This is a genomic window from Paeniglutamicibacter sulfureus (genome assembly GCF_030512175.1).
GTDB classification, from domain to species: domain Bacteria; phylum Actinomycetota; class Actinomycetes; order Actinomycetales; family Micrococcaceae; genus Paeniglutamicibacter; species Paeniglutamicibacter sulfureus.
The window spans coordinates 478,087-497,883 of sequence record NZ_JAULBL010000002.1; the positions used below are offsets into that span (position 1 = coordinate 478,087).

The 19,797-nt window shown below is 66.5% G+C and carries 17 protein-coding genes; 6 read left to right on the top strand and 11 right to left on the bottom strand.

From position 1 onward, the window contains the following. Positions 1–99 precede the first annotated feature (99 nt). Positions 100–447 (top strand): monooxygenase, encoded by a 348-nt coding sequence (locus Q2T94_RS08875; RefSeq protein WP_302263722.1) that lies wholly within the window; start codon positions 100–102, stop codon positions 445–447. On the opposite strand, the gene Q2T94_RS08880 is transcribed toward Q2T94_RS08875, so the two are convergent. The 4 genes from Q2T94_RS08880 to Q2T94_RS08895 form a co-directional block, all read right to left on the bottom strand. Continuing rightward, the gene (locus Q2T94_RS08880; RefSeq protein ID WP_302263723.1) at positions 444–1,631 is read right to left on the bottom strand and encodes a siderophore-interacting protein; all 1,188 of its coding nucleotides are present in this window, start codon (positions 1,629–1,631) and stop codon (positions 444–446) included. The genes Q2T94_RS08875 and Q2T94_RS08880 overlap by 4 nt on opposite strands. A gap of 125 nt (positions 1,632–1,756) precedes the next feature. After that, positions 1,757–3,238 carry a carboxyl transferase domain-containing protein gene (locus Q2T94_RS08885; RefSeq protein ID WP_302266390.1) on the bottom strand — a complete coding sequence of 494 codons (1,482 nt, stop codon included), beginning with the start codon at positions 3,236–3,238 and terminating at the stop codon, positions 1,757–1,759. Positions 3,239–3,264: 26 nt separating this feature from the next. Beyond that, positions 3,265–4,497, bottom strand: a complete 1,233-nt coding sequence (locus Q2T94_RS08890) for a CaiB/BaiF CoA transferase family protein (protein WP_302263724.1) — start codon at positions 4,495–4,497, stop codon at positions 3,265–3,267. Positions 4,498–4,540: 43 nt separating this feature from the next. Continuing rightward, entirely contained in the window at positions 4,541–5,905 is a 1,365-nt protein-coding gene (locus Q2T94_RS08895) for an SLC13 family permease (RefSeq protein ID WP_302263725.1), read from the bottom strand. Positions 5,906–6,040: 135 nt separating this feature from the next. Between Q2T94_RS08895 and Q2T94_RS08900 the strand changes: the two genes are divergently transcribed. Then, positions 6,041–6,742, top strand: a complete 702-nt coding sequence (locus Q2T94_RS08900) for a FadR/GntR family transcriptional regulator (protein ID WP_377700283.1) — start codon at positions 6,041–6,043, stop codon at positions 6,740–6,742. Between the two features lie 27 nt (positions 6,743–6,769). Here Q2T94_RS08900 and Q2T94_RS08905 read toward each other — a convergent pair whose 3' ends face one another. Further along, positions 6,770–7,660: a LysR family transcriptional regulator gene (locus Q2T94_RS08905; RefSeq protein ID WP_302266391.1), complete on the bottom strand. Its 891-nt coding sequence runs from the start codon at positions 7,658–7,660 to the stop codon at positions 6,770–6,772. A 130-nt stretch (positions 7,661–7,790) separates the two neighbouring features. Between Q2T94_RS08905 and Q2T94_RS08910 the strand changes: the two genes are divergently transcribed. Together Q2T94_RS08910 and Q2T94_RS08915 are read left to right on the top strand one after the other, a co-directional pair. Beyond that, positions 7,791–9,206 (top strand): M20 family metallopeptidase, encoded by a 1,416-nt coding sequence (locus tag Q2T94_RS08910; RefSeq protein WP_302263727.1) that lies wholly within the window; start codon positions 7,791–7,793, stop codon positions 9,204–9,206. A 24-nt stretch (positions 9,207–9,230) separates the two neighbouring features. Beyond that, complete coding sequence (locus tag Q2T94_RS08915; RefSeq protein WP_302263728.1) at positions 9,231–10,538, top strand: MFS transporter; 1,308 nt, start codon at positions 9,231–9,233, stop codon at positions 10,536–10,538. Between the two features lie 74 nt (positions 10,539–10,612). On the opposite strand, the gene Q2T94_RS08920 is transcribed toward Q2T94_RS08915, so the two are convergent. Further along, positions 10,613–11,512, bottom strand: coding sequence for a LysR family transcriptional regulator (locus Q2T94_RS08920; protein WP_302263729.1), 900 nt, complete (start codon positions 11,510–11,512; stop codon positions 10,613–10,615). An 85-nt stretch (positions 11,513–11,597) separates the two neighbouring features. Here Q2T94_RS08920 and Q2T94_RS08925 point away from each other — a divergent pair, with 85 nt between their 5' ends. Then, positions 11,598–12,524, top strand: a complete 927-nt coding sequence (locus tag Q2T94_RS08925; RefSeq protein WP_302263730.1) for an EamA family transporter — start codon at positions 11,598–11,600, stop codon at positions 12,522–12,524. 108 nt (positions 12,525–12,632) lie between these two features. Here Q2T94_RS08925 and Q2T94_RS08930 read toward each other — a convergent pair whose 3' ends face one another. The 4 genes from Q2T94_RS08930 to Q2T94_RS08945 form a co-directional block, all read right to left on the bottom strand. Further along, positions 12,633–13,610 carry an aldo/keto reductase gene (locus tag Q2T94_RS08930; RefSeq protein ID WP_264271609.1) on the bottom strand — a complete coding sequence of 326 codons (978 nt, stop codon included), beginning with the start codon at positions 13,608–13,610 and terminating at the stop codon, positions 12,633–12,635. A gap of 180 nt (positions 13,611–13,790) precedes the next feature. Continuing rightward, positions 13,791–14,873, bottom strand: a complete 1,083-nt coding sequence (locus Q2T94_RS08935) for a maleylacetate reductase (RefSeq protein ID WP_302263731.1) — start codon at positions 14,871–14,873, stop codon at positions 13,791–13,793. Between the two features lie 134 nt (positions 14,874–15,007). Continuing rightward, positions 15,008–15,496 carry a MarR family winged helix-turn-helix transcriptional regulator gene (locus Q2T94_RS08940; protein ID WP_302263732.1) on the bottom strand — a complete coding sequence of 163 codons (489 nt, stop codon included), beginning with the start codon at positions 15,494–15,496 and terminating at the stop codon, positions 15,008–15,010. A 1-nt stretch (position 15,497) separates the two neighbouring features. Beyond that, on the bottom strand, positions 15,498–17,126 hold the full coding sequence (locus Q2T94_RS08945) for an MDR family MFS transporter (protein WP_264271620.1): 1,629 nt from the start codon (positions 17,124–17,126) through the stop codon (positions 15,498–15,500). A 356-nt stretch (positions 17,127–17,482) separates the two neighbouring features. On the opposite strand from Q2T94_RS08945, the gene Q2T94_RS08950 reads away from it, so the two are divergent. Next, entirely contained in the window at positions 17,483–17,767 is a 285-nt protein-coding gene (locus tag Q2T94_RS08950) for a hypothetical protein (protein WP_264271612.1), read from the top strand. A 457-nt stretch (positions 17,768–18,224) separates the two neighbouring features. On the opposite strand, the gene Q2T94_RS08955 is transcribed toward Q2T94_RS08950, so the two are convergent. Continuing rightward, the gene (locus Q2T94_RS08955) at positions 18,225–19,676 is read right to left on the bottom strand and encodes an MFS transporter (protein WP_264271613.1); all 1,452 of its coding nucleotides are present in this window, start codon (positions 19,674–19,676) and stop codon (positions 18,225–18,227) included. Between the last annotated feature and the right edge of the window lie 121 nt (positions 19,677–19,797).

Sequence of the window (19,797 nt, forward strand, 5' to 3'; positions counted from 1 at the left end):
TGGCCCTGATGCCTGTGACAATCGTCCGCCCTGCCGGACTTCGGAACTCATTCAACTGCCGTACATCCTGCTCGCCACCATGGAAAGTGAAGCCAAACAATGACTACTACAAATAATGACGCCCTCCGGTCGGAAGAGAGCCTGTGGATGGTTCAGGTCGACTTCCCCACGGAGGGGCCCTTTGGAGATGAGATGGCCAAAGGCTATGCCGAGTTGGCCCACAGCATCGCACAGGAACCCGGCCTGATCTGGAAGTTGTGGACCGAGAACAGTGAGACGGGCGAGGCCGGGGGAGTCTACCTGTTCACCGCGGAGGAAGACGCCCGGGCGTACCTGAAGATGCACAGCGCCAGGCTGGCCGGATGGGGGATTACCGGTATCCGCGGGAAGGTCTTCCAAGTGAACCGTTCCCTGTCGCAGATCACCCGGGGCCTTCCTTCGGCCTAATCATCCGTTACGGCACTCCGCTGCCCGGTCGCGGGGCGCGGACCCTCGGCTGCCGGCACGGGCCACATGCGCCCGGGGCGGCGCGCGGTCCAGTAGCTGGAAACGTGGATGTTGCGCTGCTCGATGTCCCAGTGCGAGGCCAGCTTGCGGATGTCGCGCACCGCGTCGCGCCCGCCCAGCGCCAGAACCTCGACGCGTCCATGCGGAGCCGGAATGTCCCGCAACGCGTCGGCCAACAGGTTGCTAACGGCCGCGGGTTCGCCGTTGCGGTGGAGCCAGGTGAGTTCCATGTGCAGGGGTAGGTCGAACTCCTGTTCGTCCTCCGGGCCCTCCACTTCGAGGAAGACCCGCCCCGATGCCGTGCGCGGCAGCATTTCCAGCGCCGCGGCGATGGCCGGGATCCCCGCGTCGTCTGCTGCGTAGAGGTGCTGCTCGGCCTTCGGATCGGGACGGAACTTGCCCTTGGACTTGGAGAGCACCAGCTGGTCGCCGGGCTGCGCTGCCGCTGCCCAGGCGGCGGCCGGACCGGCGGGCTCGTGGATGAAGAATTCGATGGCCAGTTCCCGGGCCACCGGGTCGTGGCGGCGGATCGTGTAGGAACGGGAGGCAGGGAAGTCCTCGCGCCGCAGCGTCTTGCGAAGCGAACGCATGTCGTAGGGCGCCAGCAGCCCGAGGGCGGGGTTCGCGAAGTACAGCTTGACGTACTGGTCGGCCGCGCCGTTGGACTCGAAGTCGTCGAAACCTTCCCCGCCGGCGACGATGCGCACCATGCTGCGGCTGGGCCTTTCCACACGCAGGACTTCCATCACGATCTGCGAACCGCTGATCCGCCGCCTGGGGACCGGCATGGGTTCATGGATCGGGCCCGGCGCGAGCGGCGACCCGGTGGATTGGTGCAGGTCCGTCGGAACGGCGATCCGGTGCCCGGCCTTCCGGATTGCCTTGGCGGCGGCCGCGTATGCGGCCTTGCCACCTGCCTTCTCCGCGTCCCGCAGCACCGATTCACGCAATGCCTTGGAGAGCTTGGTTCCGTCATGCCGGGAAGCCCGCTTCAACTTCTTCTTTGCGGCCTTTCGCCCGGCCCTGCGGCCGGCTTCCACGGCGACCTCGAGTATCTGAGCGTGCCCCGCGGCAAGGGGGTGGGGCACCTTTCCGGTATAGCGGCGCTTCTTGTGATGCGACATGGCTTGGCTCCTCCGGGCGGATGAGGGCGTGGGCGTCGCCCCTTTACCTCGAGTCTGGCCTGAATATGGGCCGGGCACAAGCAGGTGCCCAGCCCCGAAGGGACCGGGCGCCGCGGTGTGTCCCGTCAGGCGCCCAGCGTCCGGAACTTTGCCCGGCGCCGGGCCAAGCGCTCGTTTTCCGGGATCGCACGGGCATGGGCCAGCTCCAGCTCGATGGCCTGGCCCATCCGAGTGCAGAATTCCCGCGGTTCAAGGGATGCATCCGGAAGTTCCTCGACCACGCGGTCCACCAGGCCGATGCGTGCGAGCGAGGCGACCTCGACGCCCTGTTCGGCGGCGACCTCCGGGGCTAAGTCCGCGGTGCGGTGGATGATGGCGCTGGCTCCTTCCGGCGGCAGCGGGGAGAGCCACGAGTGCTGGGCGGCAATGATCCGGTCCGCCGGCAGCAGCGCCAGTGCCCCGCCGCCGGTTCCCTGGCCCAGCAGCACCGACACGGACTGCGCCTTCAGGCCGATGAGCTCGTTGAGCGACCGCGCTATTTCCCCGGCAAGCCCGCCCTCCTCCGCTTCCTTGGACAGCGCCGCCCCGGCGGTGTCGATGATGGTCAGCAGCGGCAGCTGGAGTTCCTCGGCCAGCTGCATGCCGCGGCGGGCCTCCCGCAGCGAGGCGGGGCCCATCGCGGGGGTGTCTTTGTGCCGCGGGCGCTGGTGGCCCAGCACCACGCATGACTGTTGCCCGAACCTGGCCAAGGCCAGGATCAACCCCGGGTCCTTTTCTCCCTGGCCGGTGCCGTTCAACGGCAGCGCATCGACCGCCCCGGCGGCCAGCAGCATGCGCAGGTCCGGGCGCCGGGGGTTGCGGCTGATCAGGATGGATTCCCAGGCGCTCGCGTCGCTTGGGGTCCCGGCACGTACCTCCGGCACGATGGCCGGGTCCGGTCCCTGGGTGGGCGTCAGGATCCGCAAGGCGCGGTCGACGATCGCCGGCAGTTCCCCGGGCGTCACCACGGCGTCGATGAGCCCCTTGCGGTAGAGGTTCTCCGCCACCTGGACGCCGGGCGGGAACGCGGTGCCGTTGAGGGTCTCAAACACCCGAGGGCCCAGGAACCCGAGCAGCGCGCCGGGCTCGGCCACCGTCATGTGCCCCAGGGACCCCCAGGAGGCCATGACCCCGCCGGTGGTGGGGTGGCGCAGGTAGACCAGGTAGGGCAGCCCGCTTTCCTTGTGCCGGCGCACCGCATCGGTAATGGCGACCATCCCGAGGAAAGCCAGGGTTCCCTCCTGCATGCGGGTGCCGCCGGAGGCCGGGCCCGCCAGCAGCGGCAGCCCCTCGGCGGTGGCGCGTTCGATGGCCGAGGTGATGCGTTCGGTGGCGGCCTGCCCGATGGAGCCGGCGAGGAACCGGAATTCGGAGACGATGACCGCCACCCTGCGGCCCCGGATCAGCCCCTCACCGGTGAGTACGGATTCATCGACGCCGCTCTTGGCCTCTGCGGCGGCAAGGTCCGCCGCGTATTTTTCGCCGATGACCGGGCGCCGGACCGGGGCGTCCCAGGAGGTGAACGATCCTGCATCCAGGACCGTGTCGATCAGTTCGGTTGCCGTCATGCGCTTTGCCTTCAGTTCGGTTGCAGTCACGGCCGTGCCTCCGTTTCCTCGTCCAACCAGGTGCGGATGGAGGAGGCGTCGGCGTCCAGCACAGGGGGAGCGGTGTGTGCCGTCCGGGTGGTCTCTGCCTCGGTGGCCGGGTCGAAGAAGCGCAGGGGCGGGCCGGGCAGGGTGATTTTGCCCAGCACCGGGTGCTCAACATCCACCAGCAGGCCCTGCGCGGCGACCTGGTCCCATGCGTAGACCTCGTCCAGCGTGCGGACCTTGCCGGCGGGGATGCCGGCGGCATCCAGTTTCGCCAGCAGGTCCGCCGGCTCGTGGTGCGCGAAGGCCGCCTCGATCTCGGCCAGGAGAAGTGAGTGGTTCTTGACCCGGTCGGCATTGGTGGCGAATTCCGGCCGGGTACCCTCGAGCCCGAAGGCCGCGGCGAAGGCCAGCCACAGCTTCTGGCTGCCCACGCTGATCTGGACCTTGCCGTTGCGGCAGCCAAAGAGCCCGTAGGGGGCGATGGACGGGTGGTGGTTGCCCTGGGCTTGGGGCACCTGGCCGGCCACGGTGGACCGGGTGCCCTGGAAGGCATGGACGCCGACGATGGCGGCCAGAAGGGACGTGCGGACGACCTGCCCCTTCCCGGTCCTTTCGCGTTCCAGCAGGGCCGCGAGGGCACCGTAGGCCCCGTACATCCCCGAGAGCAGGTCGGCGATGGGAACCCCCACCCGCTGCGGGTCATCGGGCCCGGACCCGGTCAGGGACATCAGGCCCGCCTCGCCCTGCAGGATCTGGTCGTATCCGCTGCGGTGCGATTCGGGGCCGTCGTGCCCGAATCCGGTGATCGAGAGGATCACCAGCCGGGGGTTGAGCTCGTGCAGCGCCTCGACGCCGAATCCAAGGCGCTCCAGGACGCCGGTGCGGAAGTTCTCCATCAGCACGTCGGAGCGCTCGATGAGCCGGGAGAGCGTTTCCTTGCCCTCCTTGCTCTTGAGGTCCAGGGCGATGGACTCCTTGTTGCGGTTGCAGGACAGGAAGTAGGTGGCCTGCGGGTTGTCCTCGGGTCCCACGAATGGGGGACCCCAGCTTCGGGTGTCGTCCCCGGTCTCGGGCGACTCGACCTTGATGACGCGGGCACCGAGGTCCCCCATCATCATGCCCGCATGCGGGCCGGCCAGGGCGCGGGTCAGGTCCAGCACGGTGTAGCCGCCCAGCGGTCCGGCGGCGGTGGCGGGGATGGTTGGCAGCGTCTTGTACGCGGTGGTGCTCACGAAGACTCCTTTAACTGGTGGGGGGAGGGGGAGAAGAAGCAGGTTAGAGCCAGCCGGGCACGACCAGGGTGAGCCAGGCCAGCAGCGGTCCGACGGCGACGACGATGCCGCCGTAGCCCAGGATCTGCTTGTAGAAGCGGTCCTTGTCGGTGCCCTCGGGGGCGTTGGCCAGCACGAGTGCGCCGTTGGTGGAGAACGGCGAAACATCCACGATGGTGGAGGCGATCGCCAGTGCGCAGACCACGCCCACGGCGCTGACGGAACCGGAATCGAGGAACGGGACCGCGAGGGGAATGAGTGCCGCGAGGATCGCGGTGGACGAGGCGAACGCCGAGACCACCGCGCCGATGTAGCAGATCATGAGCGCAGCAAGCAGCGGCATGCCCATGTTCGCGACGCCGTCCGAGACGTACTCGATGGTCCCCGCTTCCTCGAGGACCCCGACGAAGGTGAGCATTCCGCAGATCAGCAGCACGGTGGACCAGCTGATCTTGTTGACCGCTCCCTTTTGCGCCTTGGGATTCACCAGTGCCAGGATCACGGCGATGGTGATGGACACGAAGCCCACATCGACCTTGAAGCCCAGCGCAATGACAGCCAGGGCGATCAGGCCCAGGATCGTCATGACCTGCGGGAAGCGCTCGCCGGAGGACTTGGTCGCGGCGGCGCCGTCGCCGGCCGGGTCGCGGGGGCCGTAGGTTCCGCTGCCGGAACCCTTGAAGTCGACGTCGGCGGTGCGGGCACCGACCGAGACCTCCAGGCGGGCCTCCGCAACGCGCTCGGCCAGCTGCCCGGCGCGGGATCCGGCGAGCTTGCTTCCGCCCAAGACGATGAAGAGCACCAGGGCAATGACCAGGTTGAAGACGAAGCTGGAGAGGAAGAGTGCGGTGGGGCTGAAGGCAAAACCGGTTTCGGCGATGAGCCCGTTGACGATGACGCCGTAGACGGCAATGGGGGAGAACCCGCCGGCCTGTGCTCCGTGGACGATGAGCATGCCCATCATCAGCGGATTGATCTTGTACTTGGCGGCGAAGCTCAGGCCGATGGGTGCCATGATGGCCACCGCCGCGGGACCCAGGGCGCCCACCGAGGTGATGGCCGCGGTGATGATGAACATGACCCACGGAATCAGGGAGATCCGGTTGTCGACGAGTTTCACTGCCTTGTTGATCAGCAGGTCGATGGTCCCGTTGTTCTGGGCTATGGCGAAGAGATAGGTGACTCCCACCAGGGTGAGGAACAGACCCCCGGGGAAGCTGGCCAGGATGTCCTTGGAATCCATGCCCAAGAAGACCGCGCCCAACAGGAACGCGCCGACAAATGCGAGTGCCCCCATGTTGATGGGGAGCACCGTGGCAATCAAGAACATCACCGCCAGGACGATGATGGAAATAACGGCGGGGGACATATGCGATTCCTTTGTTCAGATCCAATGGTGTGAGTCGCGTCACGATGTCACTGGACTAGCCTCCTAGACAGTAGGTGTCTTTGTCAATGGGCGTCCGGTGTAGATTGGAGTTAACACTTGAACGCTGGGAGGTCTATCGTGGCTCGGGAAAAGCCTGCATCGCTGGGCAAGGTGGCGCGTCCGCGGCTCTACGAGCAGCTGATGAAACAGATCCTCGGCTACGTCGAATCCGAGCAGCTGGGCCCCGGCGACCACCTGCCGGCCGAGCGGGACCTCGCCGACCAGCTGGGAGTCTCGAGGGCGACGATCGCCCAGGCGCTGGTGGCACTCGAGGTCCTGGGCGTTATTGACGTGCAGCACGGGACCGGCGCGGTGTTGGTCTACCGGCCGAGCATCGCCACCGTCCTGCGCGACCTCCGGGAACACCAAAACAGGCTGCCCGAAATCGTGGAGGCGCGCAGCACCCTGGAGGTGAAGCTCGCGGCGCTGGCGGCGGAGCGGCGCACCGACGCCGACCTCGAGCGCATCGAGAAGGCCCTGGACGTCATGTCCGGCGAGATCGCCGGGGGCGGCCGCGGTGAGCGAGGCGACGAACTCTTCCACGAGGCGGTGACCGCCGCCGCGCACTCGCGCGTCCTGGCCCAGCTCATGACCTTCATTGCCGAAATGGTTCTCGAGACCAGGCTCGAGTCCCTGGGGCAGCCCGGCCGCCCGGAGCGTTCGCTTGAATCGCACCAGGTGATCGCGCGGGCCATCAGGAATGGCGACGCAGCGGCCGCGGCCGCGGCCATGCAGGCCCACATCGACCTGGTCTCCGACGTCGCGCTGCTGAAGTAACCTCCCCCGACGGCCCGCGGCGGCTGGTTAGTCCTGGCGCAGGACCTTGGTCATGGTTTGGATGAATGCCGCGGCCAATGCCGATTGACGGCGCCTCGGCATGGTGAGGATCTGTGCCCGGCGCTCGCCGAGCGCCGGGTGGTCAACCGGAATGAAACGTAGCCCGTCGGTGAGGCCCTCGCGCCGGGCAAAATGGCTCAGCAGCGTTGCCCCGACACCGGATCGAGCGAATTCCATGGCCGGATTGATGTGGTCGGTGATCATCGCAATGCGGGGTGCCAGTCCCTCCATTTGGGCGGCAATGTCGAACAGCTCCCGCTGGCTGATGCCCTTGGCGGGAAGTGAGAGCGGGTATTGGCAGAGCTCGGCCAGCGAGACCTCGGCATGCGCGGCCAGGGGATGGTCGTCGGCGACCACCGCGTAGGCGGGTCCCGGGCAGGAGAATTCCACGGTGACGTCGCGCTGCGGACCCAGGGCGAAGATCATGGCCACGTCTGCACTCCCATCGACGATGCGGCGCGTTGCCTCCGGCGACGGAAGCACCGTGAGCTGGATCGACACATCTCGGTGTTCCCGGCAGAATGCGGCGATGGCCGACGGCACCCGATAGGCAGCCAGGCCCTCGGAGCTGACGATTTCAAGCGTCCGTTGCTTGCCCGAGGCCTGCTCGCGCAATTCGCCCAGCAGTTCCTCGGCCTCCGCCTCGCTGCGGCGTGTGTGGGCAAGCAACAGCACCCCGGCATCTGTCAGCTGCATTCCGCGCGGGTGGCGGCGGAACAGCGCGACCCCGGTGGAGTGCTCAAGCTGGGTGATTTGCCGGCTGATGGCCGAGGCCGAGACATGCTGCGCTTCGGCAGCATCGGTGATGGAGCCGGTGCGGGCCACTTCATGGAAGTAGACCAGGGACGTGGGCAGCATCTGCACGATTCGATTCTCATTTCATCAGGTTTGACTTCAAGTCAACGGGGTTGCGAAAAATGCTACTGGTGGATGCCCGTCGCTGCTCTTAGTGTGATTCACGATACAACAACCAAAAGGATGTGCGGGCATGAGCAATCGCAAGGAAATATTGAAGAAGGCGGCGTCATTTGTCGATGGCGGGGGATTCTTCTCGGAGCTGGCGGCGTTGGTCGGGCATCGCACCGTCAGCACCAACTCGGCAAACCGCCTTGAACTGAATTCATACCTCACCGACAAGATCGCTCCCCGGCTCCAGCAGATGGGCTTCGATAACCGGATCCACGCGGAGTGGAACGGCGGGGCCAACAGCTTCCTGGTCGGCCGCCGGATCGAGGACCCGGATCTTCCGACCATGCTCTGCTACGGCCACGCCGACGTGGTCGACGGACACGAGGGCCAGTGGGACGAAGGCAGGGATCCCTTCACCCTCAGCGCCGAGGGCGAACGCTGGTACGGGCGCGGCTCGGCGGACAACAAAGGCCAGCACTTGGTCAATCTCAAGGCCCTGGAATTCCTGCTCGAGGCGCACGGGAGCCTCGGGTTCAACGTGGTGTTCCTCTTTGAGTCCGGAGAGGAAATCGGTTCCCCGGACTTGGCGGAGTTCGCCGAAGCCCACCGCGAGGAGCTTGCCGCCGATGTCTTCATCGCCTCGGACGGGCCCCGGCTATCGGCCCAGGCCCCGACCATCTTCCTCGGCGCCCGCGGTGGAGTCACCTTCGAACTCGCCGCCGACCTGCGCACGGAGAGCTACCACTCCGGAAACTGGGGTGGACTGATCCGCAATCCCGCCACCACCCTGGCCGCCGCCATTGGCGTGCTGGTTGACGGACACGGCAGGATCAAGCTCCCGGCGTTGCTTCCGTCCTCCTTGCCCGCCGCTGTGCGCAATGCGCTGGACGGCATCCAGGTCGCCACGGGTCGGGACGACCCGAACGTGGATGCCGGCTGGGGGGATCCGGAATTGACCCCGGCCGAACGCGTCTACGGGTGGAACACCCTCGAGGTGCTGGCCATCGGGGCGGCGGATCCGCAGAACCCCGTCAACGCCATCCCCGGCACCGCGCATGCCGTCCTTCAACTGCGTTTCGTTGTGGGCACCGACGTGCAGGACCTCGAGGGCCAGGTCCAGCGCGCACTCAACGAAGCGGGCTTCCCGATGGTCAGGGCGAAGGTGCTGACCAGCTTTCCGGCAAGCAGGATCGAACCCGATGACCCGTGGGTTTACTGGGCGTCCGAGTCCCTGCGCGAAAGCACCGGCCTGCCGACGACCATCCTGCCCAACATCGGCGGTTCGCTGCCCAACGCCGTCTTTGAATCGACCCTTGGCCTGCCAACCCTCTGGATCCCGCATTCGTATCCCGGATGCCTCCAGCATGCCCCGAACGAACACATGCTCGAACCGATCGCCCGCCAGGGACTGCAGCTCATGTGCGGTCTCTTCCACGACCTGGGGGTCCGCGGCAACAGCCCGTTCGCGCCCAGTGTCCTGTCCACCCACGCCTGACACCGCCTCCCGAGGGGAACTCCCATGAACCGCAGTCAGAACCCGATCGCCGCAACCCCGCAAGCACCGGGCGCTCCGGCGCCCCGCAAGCAATCCATGGCCCGCGGCATCGCCGCCGCCACGATCGGCAATGCCCTCGAGTGGTACGACATGTCGATCTATGCCCTGCTGGCGATCTACATCGGCCACAACTTCTTCCCCTCGGACAACCCCGCCGTCGAGGTGATCCAGGCCTTCGCGGTCTTCGGGGTCTCCTACCTGATTCGCCCTCTGGGTGGATTGATTCTCGGCTCGTACGCGGATCGCAACGGCATGAAAAAGGGCCTGATGCTCACCATCCGGTTGATGGTGCTGGGAACGGCGGTGATCGCCTTCATGCCCGGCTATGACGCCATCGGCATCCTGGCCCCGATCGGCCTCATCCTGGGCCGTCTCATCCAGGGCTTCTCGGCCGGCGGCGAGTTCGGGGCAGCCACCTCGTACCTCATTGCGCAAGGCGAGGGTCGGCGCGGGTTCCTGGGCAGCTTCCAATTCGCCAGCCAGGGCTTGGGCGCCCTCATGGCCGCCATCACCGTGGTCATCCTGACGTCGATGTTCAGCGAGGCCGAGATGAACGCCTGGGCCTGGCGGATCCCCTTCGTCATCGGGCTGCTGGTGGGCCCGGCCGGCTGGATGATCCGCCGCTACGTGGACGAGGCCCCGCTGGCCGAGGTGGCGCCGGAGGAAAAGCACGCACCGGTGCGCGATGTCTTCGTCTCGCAGAAGGCAGGCGTCCTGATGGCCGGCGGCGCCCTGGCGATCTCCACCGCGCTGAACTTCGTCATCCAGTACATGCCGACCTTCGGCATCAAGCAATTGGGGATCAGCCCGTCGATTTCCTTCACCTCGCTGATCCTGACCGGTGTCATCCTAACCTTCCTCACCCCGCTGGTCGGTCACCTTTCCGACAGGTTCGGACGCATCCGGATCATGGTCCCGGCCGCCATCGCGATCGCGGTACTGACCATCCCGCTGTTCATGTGGCTCATTGCCGGCCGGACCTTCCTGGTGCTGGCGCTGGTCATGATCGTCCTGGGCCTGCTGAAGTCCGTCTACTTCGGCGCCCTGCCCTCGGTCATGGCGGATGTTTTCCCGGCCAAGACCCGCGCGACCGGCCTGTCGTTCAGCTACAACACTGCTGTGGCGGTGTTCGGTGGATTCACGCCGATGATCTGCGCCTACCTGATCGAGGTCACGGGACAGGCGATGGCACCGAGCTATTACCTGGCGGTGCTTGCGGGCGTCAGCATCGTTGCCCTTGCTTCCGCAGTGAAGTTCCGCGGGGTTCGCTAACTGGTTGCTGGGGACGACCGGGGCAGGGCCCGCCTTGCGGAACCTTGCCCCGGTCGTCTGTTATCTGGCGCCGCTCAGCCGTTGCGGAGCCGCTCGAGCACCAGGGCCAGTGCAGGCCAGGCGCTGCGTCCCCGCCGCGTCCGGGCGAAGGCGCGCAGCTGCAGGTCCGGGTGGTGCAGCGGCAGGATGGCGATGCCTTCGCGTTGCGGCCGGTCGGCCGGAAGCAGCCCCACGCCCAGGCCGGCGAGGATCAGGTCCTCAACCAAGTCCAGGCTGTCGGATTGGTGGCGCAAGGCCGGCTCGAAACCCGCCATCGAGGAGATGAGCCGGAGCACGGTTTCGTCGGCAATGTTGCGGGAGTTTCCGATCCAGTCGCGGTCCCGGAAGGCGGAGAGGACCGCCGCGGCGTCAGGCATCTTTGCGGCCGCCGCGAAACGTTGTGCCTCGGCGGTCGGCACGCCCAGCCCCCACGCGGTGCTCCACAGCGGCAGGGTTTCGATGTCCGCACCCACCTCGTCCGGGGCAAGGTTGTAGTCGTAGGTCAGGGCCAGATCGAGGTCGTCGGCGGCCAGCAGCTTCAGCGCCTCCGCCGGCTCGTGCTCGAGCACCACGATCCGCACCCGGGGGTGGTGCTCGGCCAGTTCCTCGATGACCGGCATCAGCGTCCTGCGGATCGCGGTGGCGAATCCGGCCACGCGCAGCGTTCCGGAGGGTTCGGCCCCGGAATCCAGGTCGAGCCGGGCGGCGTCGACGGCAGCGAGGATGGTTTGCGCGTGCTCGGCCAGTCGGCGTCCGGCCGGGGTGAGGCGCACCCCGCGTCCGTCGGGCTCCAGCAGCCGGGCCCCGGTCTCCCGCGACAGCTGCGCGATCTGCTGGGAAACGGTCGAGGTCGTGGTGCCCAGGATGTCCGCCACCCCGCGCATCGATCCCATGCGGGAGAGCTCGTACAGGTATTGCAGGCGCCGGGTTTCCATATGAACTATTGTGCAGGATTGGCGAACGATATGTTGATGATTCTCGCGTGGACATGGACGGCGCATCTCCGGTCTACTGGGAACCATGAGTCACGCACCAGCCTCCGCCACACGTTCCGCCTCCGTCGGATCGATGATGGCGTTTGCCGCGATGGGCTGCGTCCAGCTGGGCCTGGCCGCATCGATCGGGCTGGCCGGCTCCCTGGGATCCGAGGGCGTCGCCTGGCTGCGCCTGGCCTGGGCGGCCGTCATCCTGGTGGCCATCGCCCGTCCCTGGCGCCTGACGTTCAGCCGAGCCACTCTGGGGATCTGCGGATTGCTGGGCTTGGCCACCGCGGGCATGACGCTGGCGTTCATGAAGGCGGTGGAAACGATCCCGCTGGGCACCGCGAGCGCGCTGGAATTCATGGGCCCGCTGGGAGTTGCCATCATCCAGGGCCGGGGCGCCGGGCGATGGTGGGCGTTGGTTGCCGCGGCCGGGGTGCTAGGACTGACCGAACCCTGGCACGGTGCCGCGGACCTCACCGGCGTCCTCTTCGCCCTGGCGGGCGCCGGGTGCTGGGCCGTCTACGTCCTGCTCACCCAGCGCGCCGGGGACGCGGTCGACGGGATCGGCGCCCTGGCCATCTCGATGCCCGTCGCGGCGCTTGCCGCGACGCTCGTGGTCGGACCGGGCGTGATCGGGCGCATGGATCCGCAGGTGCTGGCGATCGGCTTCGCCCTGGCGCTGCTGCTGCCGGTGATCCCGTTCAGCCTCGAACTGCTGGCGCTGCGCCGGCTGACCACCGCGGCGTTCGGAACGCTGATGTGCCTGGAGCCGGCCATTGCCATGGCCGTCGGGCTTATCTTCCTGCACCAGGTCCCGCGCCCGGCGGCGATCTTGGGCATCGTGCTGGTCATCGTTGCCGGCATCGGGGCCACGCGCACCGGCCGGCGCGACCCCGCGAAGCTCTCCCCGACCGCGCAGGATCCGGCCGCTACCGCGGTTGCCGCTGCGCAGTCCATCCGGTAGCCGGCGGCCGGCCGGCAAAAGACCGCATAGCGCAGCGCGGCATCCGGCAAGCGCAACGACAACTGCCCTGAGGCCCCCGGCGGGATCGTAAGCGGCCCCGCCGGGCATTCACCAGCGGGGGTGGACCGCCTCGCGGAAGTAGCGGTCATAGATGGAGCGGACGCTTTCGTCGAACTCCGGGGTGATTGCGGCCCCGACGGCGGCATTGGCCCGGGCCTGCTCCACGGTGCGGGCACCGGGAATGACCGCGGTGACGCCGTCCTGGGCACTCACCCACGCGATGGCCGCCTGTGCTGTGCCTACGCCCTGCGGCACCAGCTGCTGGAACTCGGCCACGGCCTGGAGACCCAGCTCGAAATCCACGCCGGAGAAGGTTTCCCCGACGTCGAAGGCGGCGCCGGTGCGGTTGTAGTTGCGGTGGTCGTCTTCGGCGAACCTGGTTTCGCTGGTGTACTTCCCCGAGAGCAGGCCGGAAGCGAGGGGAACCCGGGCGATGATGCCCACTCCCGCGGCCTTCGCGGCGGGGAGCACCTCGTCCAGCGGCTTGAGCCGGAAGGCGTTCAGGATGATCTGGACGGATGCGGTGCCGTCGTGGCGCAGGGCCTCGAGGGCTTCATCGGTCCGTTCGACGCTGACGCCGTAGTTCTTGATGGCGCCCTCGGAGACGAGGGTGTCCAACGCGTCATACACCTCTGCGCGGCTGTAGACGGCGGTGGGCGGGCAATGCAGTTGGACCAGGTCCAGGGCTTCGGTCCGCAGGTTGCGGCGGGATCGGTCCACCCATTGGCGGAAGTTGGCCAGGTTGTAGTTCTCCGGCCGTTGTTCCAGCCGGCGGCCCATTTTCGTGGCCACCGTGATGCCGGTGCCGGGGTTCTCCGCGAGGAACGCCCCGATGGCCTGCTCGCTGCGGCCGTCCCCGTAGACGTCGGCCGTGTCGAAGAAGGTGACGCCGGCCTCGGCGGAAGCCGCGAGGATGGTCCGCGCCTGCCCCGGGTCGACGTTGCCCCAGTCGGCCCCGAGCTGCCAGGTGCCCAGTCCGATGACTGAAACGTTCCGTCCGGTCTTGCCCAATACGCGCTGTTCCATACCCCGACTATAAATTGCGAGGCCGACGCGGGGTCAATTCCGGTTCATGCGAGGTAAGGAAGTAAGGGAACGCCATGCCGCCCGGCAACCTGCCCGACGGCCAGCCGGATGCCGGTGGCGTGCCGACAGGCCGCAACATCGCCGCGGCCAAGGTTCGAGCCGCCGGTGGCTTGGCTGCGTTCAGGCTTTGACCGGTGAGAGGCCGGCCGCGTCGGTGCCGTGGAGCGCAGCGGTGAGCAGCTCCGTCAGGTTTTCCCCGGTGACGGTCCTCGGGTTGATGGCAGGAACCTGCGGCAGGATGAGTGACACCGCCTCCGGGATGTCCGCCGCGTCGAATCCGTAGTTCTTCAGCGCCCGCGGTGCGTCCAGCCGCTTCCGCAGCGCGTTGAGCCCCTCAAGTGCCGTGGGGCTGCCAAAGGCCGCGGCAATGCGGGACTCGGCTTCGGGCGCGTGCGGCGCATTGAACGCCAACACGTAGGGCAGCACCGTGGCGTGGGTCTGGGCATGTGGCATGTTCCAGGTGCCTCCCAGCACGTGGCAGATCTTGTGGTGCAGGCCCGAACCCGCCGAGGCGAAGGCCACCGCCGACAGGTAGGCGCCATAGAGCGCCTGCTCACGGCCCTCGATTCCCGCCGGGTCGTCGGTGATGGCCGGCAGGCCGGTGGCCAGGGCGCGGATTCCCTCGGCGGCGAGTGCCGCATTGATCGGGTCGGCACGCGGCCCCCACAGCGAATCGATGCAGTGCGCCATGGCGTTCAGCCCCGAGGCGACCGAGAGCCCCGAGGGCAGCGAGAGACTGAGCTGCGCATCGTAGATGACGGTGGCAGGGAGCACCCGCGCGTCGACACCGGTCTTTTTGCGGCCGTCCTCGGTCAGGCCCCAGACGTTGGTTGCCTCGGAGCCCGCATAGGTGGTGGGGATGGCGATGACGGGCAATCCGGTGTCCAGGGCGACGGCCTTGGCCAGTCCCACGGCCGACCCGCCGCCGAGGCACACGAGCAGGTCGACGCGGTGCTCCCGGGCGGCGGCGCGGGCACGTGCCGCGCTTTCGATCGGCACGTGCTGGACGATGTCGGAATAGTGCAGGGCGACCGGGAGCCGGGCGGAAAGGCCGGCGGCCGTGTTGGCGTCGCGCCGCCCGGCGATCATCATGACCCGCGAGGCGCCAAATGCAGCCACCTCCGCGGCCAGGTGTTCGGCGGCCTTGCCGGTGCCGAAGAGCACGCGCTGGGGCAGGGTGTCGTGGCTGAAGAGCAATCCCATGGGGGCATTCCTTGGTTCGGGATCCCGTGCGGGGGACCGGTGGCGCTGACTGAAACGCTACCCGATACGCACGTGGTCCCTGGCCCCGAAGATCTTCATTCCGGGACCAGGGACCACGTGGCTGGGGGATGGGGCTAGATGCCCGAGTCGTTCAGCTTGGCCAGCAGGTCGGTGAAGCGGCGGACCTCGCCGGGCTCCCATTCGGCGAGCCGGTCGTGGAGCACGCGGCGGGCATTGGCCAGCGTCGCGTCGAAGCGCGCCCGGGCCAGATCCGTCATGGCGACCAGCAGGGCGCGGCCGTCGTTCGGGTCAATGCTCCGCTCCACCAGGCCCAGGGCCTCGAGCTGCTTGATGGTCCGGCTCATCATCGCCTTGTCCACCTCCGTCTCCTCGGCCAAGGCCCCCTGCTGACGGGCTCCCGAGCGGGAGAGGATCGTGAGCACCCTGAACCCCAGCGGGTGCAGTTCGGGATGAATGGCCGCGGCCCTGGAGCGGATGCTGTTGCGGGCGTTGACGAACATCGTCGCGAATTGGTGCTCGACCTCGTCGATCAGGGACGACATCACGGCGTCATCTGTGCCCGCGCGTTCCGTGACGGCGAGGGGATCGGCCAGAGCGTCCATGTCAGTGGCGGGCCGAGGTGTCTTCGTCCGCGAGTCGCGGGGTCGCCGCGATGGCGGCCTCGCTGACCTCGGCCAGGTTCCGCTCCGCGGCCTCGGCTTCCTCGCGCTGGTGCCGGGTCTGGCTGCCCAGCTCCAGGTTGGGCATGAAGGCCACCGCGAGGATGGTCAGGATGCTCAACGGGGCCGCCACCATGAAGACGTGGGCCACGGCGTCGCCGTAGGAGGACTCGATGATGGTGCGGACCGATTCGGGCAGGGAGTGGACGGCGGGGATGTTCCCGGAGGCCAGCGATTCTGCCAGGTCCTTGCCCTTCTCACCCAGGGCAGCGATCGCGGCGCCCAGTTCGGCGCTTTTGGAACCCATCAGGTCCGCGACCTTGGTGGCCATCAGGGCCCCGAGGACCGAGACGCCGATGGTGCCGCCCAGAGAGCGGAAGAAGGCGATGCCGGAGGAGGCCACGCCGATCTCGGCGGGGGTGACGGCGTTCTGCACGATCAGCACCAGGTTCTGCATGACCATGCCCAGGCCCGCGCCGAGGAGGAACATGTAGGCGGAAACCAGCACGAAGTTGGTGTCGTAGTGGATGGTGCCCAGCAGGTAGAGGCCCGCCAGCTGCAGCACCGAGCCGACGACCATGATGGCCTTCCACTTGCCGTGCTTGGAGATCATCGCGCCGGCGATCGTGGAGATGATGAGCAACCCGGCCATCATCGGGATGGTCATCAGCCCGGACTGGGTGGCGTTGGCGCCGCGGGCCAGCTGCATGTACTGGGCCAGGAACACCGAGGTGCCGAACATCGACACGCCCACGGAAATTGAGGCGATGACCGAAAGGGTGAAGGTGCGGTTCTTGAACATCGTCAACGGGATGATCGGCTCGGAGGCCTTGAACTCGACGATCACGAAGGCGGCCAGGGAGGCAACGGCGCCGCCGACCATCCATGCGGTGGTCGCCGAGGCCCACTCGAAGTCCTTGCCGGCCAGGGAAACCCAGATCAGCAGCGACGAGACGCCGGCCGAAAGCAGGACGATGCCCGCGTAGTCGATGGAGACCTTGCGCTTGGCCTGGGCCGGAAGGTGAAGCGTCTTCTGGATCAAGATGATCGCGACTGCAGCGAAGGGCAGGGCGATGAAGAAGTTCCAGCGCCAGTTGATGGCGTCGGTGATGAAGCCGCCGATCAGCGGGCCGCCCACGGTGCCCAGCGCCATGACGGCGCCGAAGAGCCCCATGTACTTGCCGCGTTCGCGCGGGGAGATGATGTCGGCCATGACGATCTGGGTCAGCGCGGTCAGCCCGCCGGCGCCCAGGCCCTGGAACACGCGCATGGTGATGAGCATGTTGGTGTCCTGCGAGAACCCGGCGATGGCCGAGGCGATTACGAAGAGGAGCAGGGTAAGCTGCAGCAGCAGCTTGCGGTTGGCCAGGTCGGCCAGCTTGCCCCAGATCGGGGTCGAGATCGTGGTGGCCAGCAGAGTCGCGGTGACGACCCAGGTGTAGGAGGTCTGGTCGCCGGCCAAGTCCGAAACGATGACAGGAAGGGACGTTGAGACCACGGTTCCGGCGAGGATCGAGACGAACATGCCCATGAGCAGTCCGGTCAGTGATTGCATGACCTGGCGGTGAGTCATGCCCGATTCGGACTTCTCCGGTTCCGCCTTCGTGGGGGTGGGTGTCTGGGACAAAAGGGGCTCCAAAAACAGCAGGAATATGGTTGATTGATATCAACTATATGGAATTGGTTGCCAAAGTGCAACCAATTTGGCTGTGATGTGAAGCTCGGCCCGCGGGTCGATGGGACGGTTCAGGTCCACTCGTCAATGGGTGGCATCGAGACCGGACCCGACATGGCACTGCATAGAGGTCGCCACTCACGTAGGGGTCTGAATGATATTGACGGCCGTGTCGTCCGGCCTTGGCTTGAGGTAAAGGTAACCCCCATGTCACGGTTGCCTTTCAGCCAGTAGCATGCTGGAAAAGCGATCACATGGAGGTCCAATTGCCATACCCCAAGAACCACCACAAGATGTTCCTGACGTGTTACACAGACACCTTTAACTATGGGTGGCACCACGTAGACCTGTTTGTTCACGATGAAAACGATCTTGAAGTGAACTGGGTTCACTGGGGCGTGAGTGCGGATGGCCCCGACGCAGCGGACAAGTCGCTGGTGACGGTTGAGCCAAAGCTGGAACGGACGGGCGAATGGAAACACGGCGTGAGCGAGGCCGGCCTGGAGTACTGGACCGCCGACGCCGCCTGGGTCGACTAGGATCCGCCCGGAAAGCGCCACCAGCTCAACGGTGCCGTCACCGTCCTCGAGCCCCGAGCAACTACCGAAGGAAAGCGACAAGTTCGCTGGCCTTCGGTTGCGCCGGGGCTCGAGTGCGTTTCGCAACGACTAACTCCGATGCATGTTTGGGGCCCTAGAACTTCGGGCGAGGGCTCGACCATTCAGCCAGTTCCGTTTCCGACGTGAATTCTCCCGCGGGAAGTTGGATTGGGTGCGGGATCGGCAGCGCCATGACGCCGTCGACTTCCCGTGTCTCATGCTTCAGGTTCCCAGCGCAAGGAGGCGGTTGCCGCCGTCACCGAATAGAACCGGAAACAGCCGCAACCGCCTACGCCAGTCCTCAAGGGACTGTATTTTATTTGTGGTGCCGGTCGGGATCCCAGTCAGCAGGAATCTATCCCACCGCTGTCATGCCCCGAACTGCGGCGGACGTTTCTTAGCTGTTGCTCTTCTGGGCGAGGCGTCGCTGCAGGCGCTGGCCGGTCTTGTCCGGGTTGAAGAAGATGACAGAAAGGATGCCTGCCGCCAACAGCAGCCCACCGGCGATGGTAAGCGACTGGTTTACGCCGGAGATCATGTTGCCGATCATTTCGGCCGTCTCCGGGGTGCCCTTGGCGGCGGTCCGGTAGCCGGCCTGCTGCATGAACATGCCGACGGCTGTCGGTGAAATGATGGCACCAATCGAAGCGACTCCACCGAGGGTTGCCATGATCACCGGTCGCTGTCCGGCACCGACGGCGAAAGCCATGGCCGAGGGAGCCATCGGATAGATGACACTGAAACCGGCACCGAGTGTCAGCAGCACGACGACCATCGGTCCAGAGACGAAGGGCAGGGCCAGGAAGCAGGCCCCGGCCAGGACGAGGCAGATGCCGAACGGTGCGGCGAGTGCAACGCGTACCGACTTGCCACGGCGCATTTGGTTTCGGCCCATAAAACCGAGGGCCAGCAGGACAACCGCGCCGAAAATCCACGGGAAGGTGGTGATCAGTGCAACCATTTCCGGGGACATATTGACGACGCCGGCCAGGTACTTCGGCGACCAAGTGGTGAGGAAGCCTTGCGTCCAGAAGTTGGTGAAACCGCCGAAAGCGGCAACGAGGAACGATGCGCTGAGCAGGATCCAGGTGACCTTGACCGGCTTTTGGTCTTCATACTGCTTGGTCCGCTGGTCCGAGGCTATTTCGGCGGCGGTCTTCTCGCGGACCGGGGCATTGGCAACCGCTTCGGCTTCTGGTTCGGCCGTTTCCTTGTTCTTTGAGCTGCCGAATGGTCCGTCGGCACCCAGGATGAACCAGGCGATGACCCACGCCAGGCCTACCAGGCCGAGGGCGCCGAAGGCCCATCGCCAGCCGAAGTTGCTGATGATAAAGGCGAGGAACGGGGCTGCCAGAACCGGTCCCAGCGTGGAACCGATGGCAATGAGGTTGCTGGGCAGCGCCCGGTCGGCCGGTTTGAACCATGAGTGGGCCGAAGAGAGTGACATGGCAGTGGCTGGGCCTTCGGCGCCGCCTAGCAGGATGCGGGTGACCAGAAGGATAGCTGCACCGCCGCCGAAGAGCATCGGGAACTGGAGCACGGCCCAGGCAAGACCCATGGCGAAGATGACCCACTTGACAGAGGTGCGGCCCGCGATCAGGCCGAGGAGCACGGAGCCGATGGCATAGAGGAAGAAAAACGCACTGCCTATCATGCCGAACTGAACGGTGCTGATGCCTAGTTCAGGGATCGCCTTGTAGGCAACGAGACCGAGTACTGCTTTGTCGGCGAAGGCAACGATCTGGAAGAGGACCAGCATGATCGTGATGATCCATGCGCGGCGGTTCATTCGCCCGTTGCGGATTGCACCGCCCAGGGTTCGGTCGCTCTGGAGCTGTGTTGAAGACATTGGCACCTCAAGGTGTGTGTGGGAGTAGGGTGGCCGGAAATCCGGCAGATTTCGAGTGACCATTGAAGACTATGTGGTGTGCAGCACAGCCGATAATTGCTGATTCCCGCCCCTGAATACG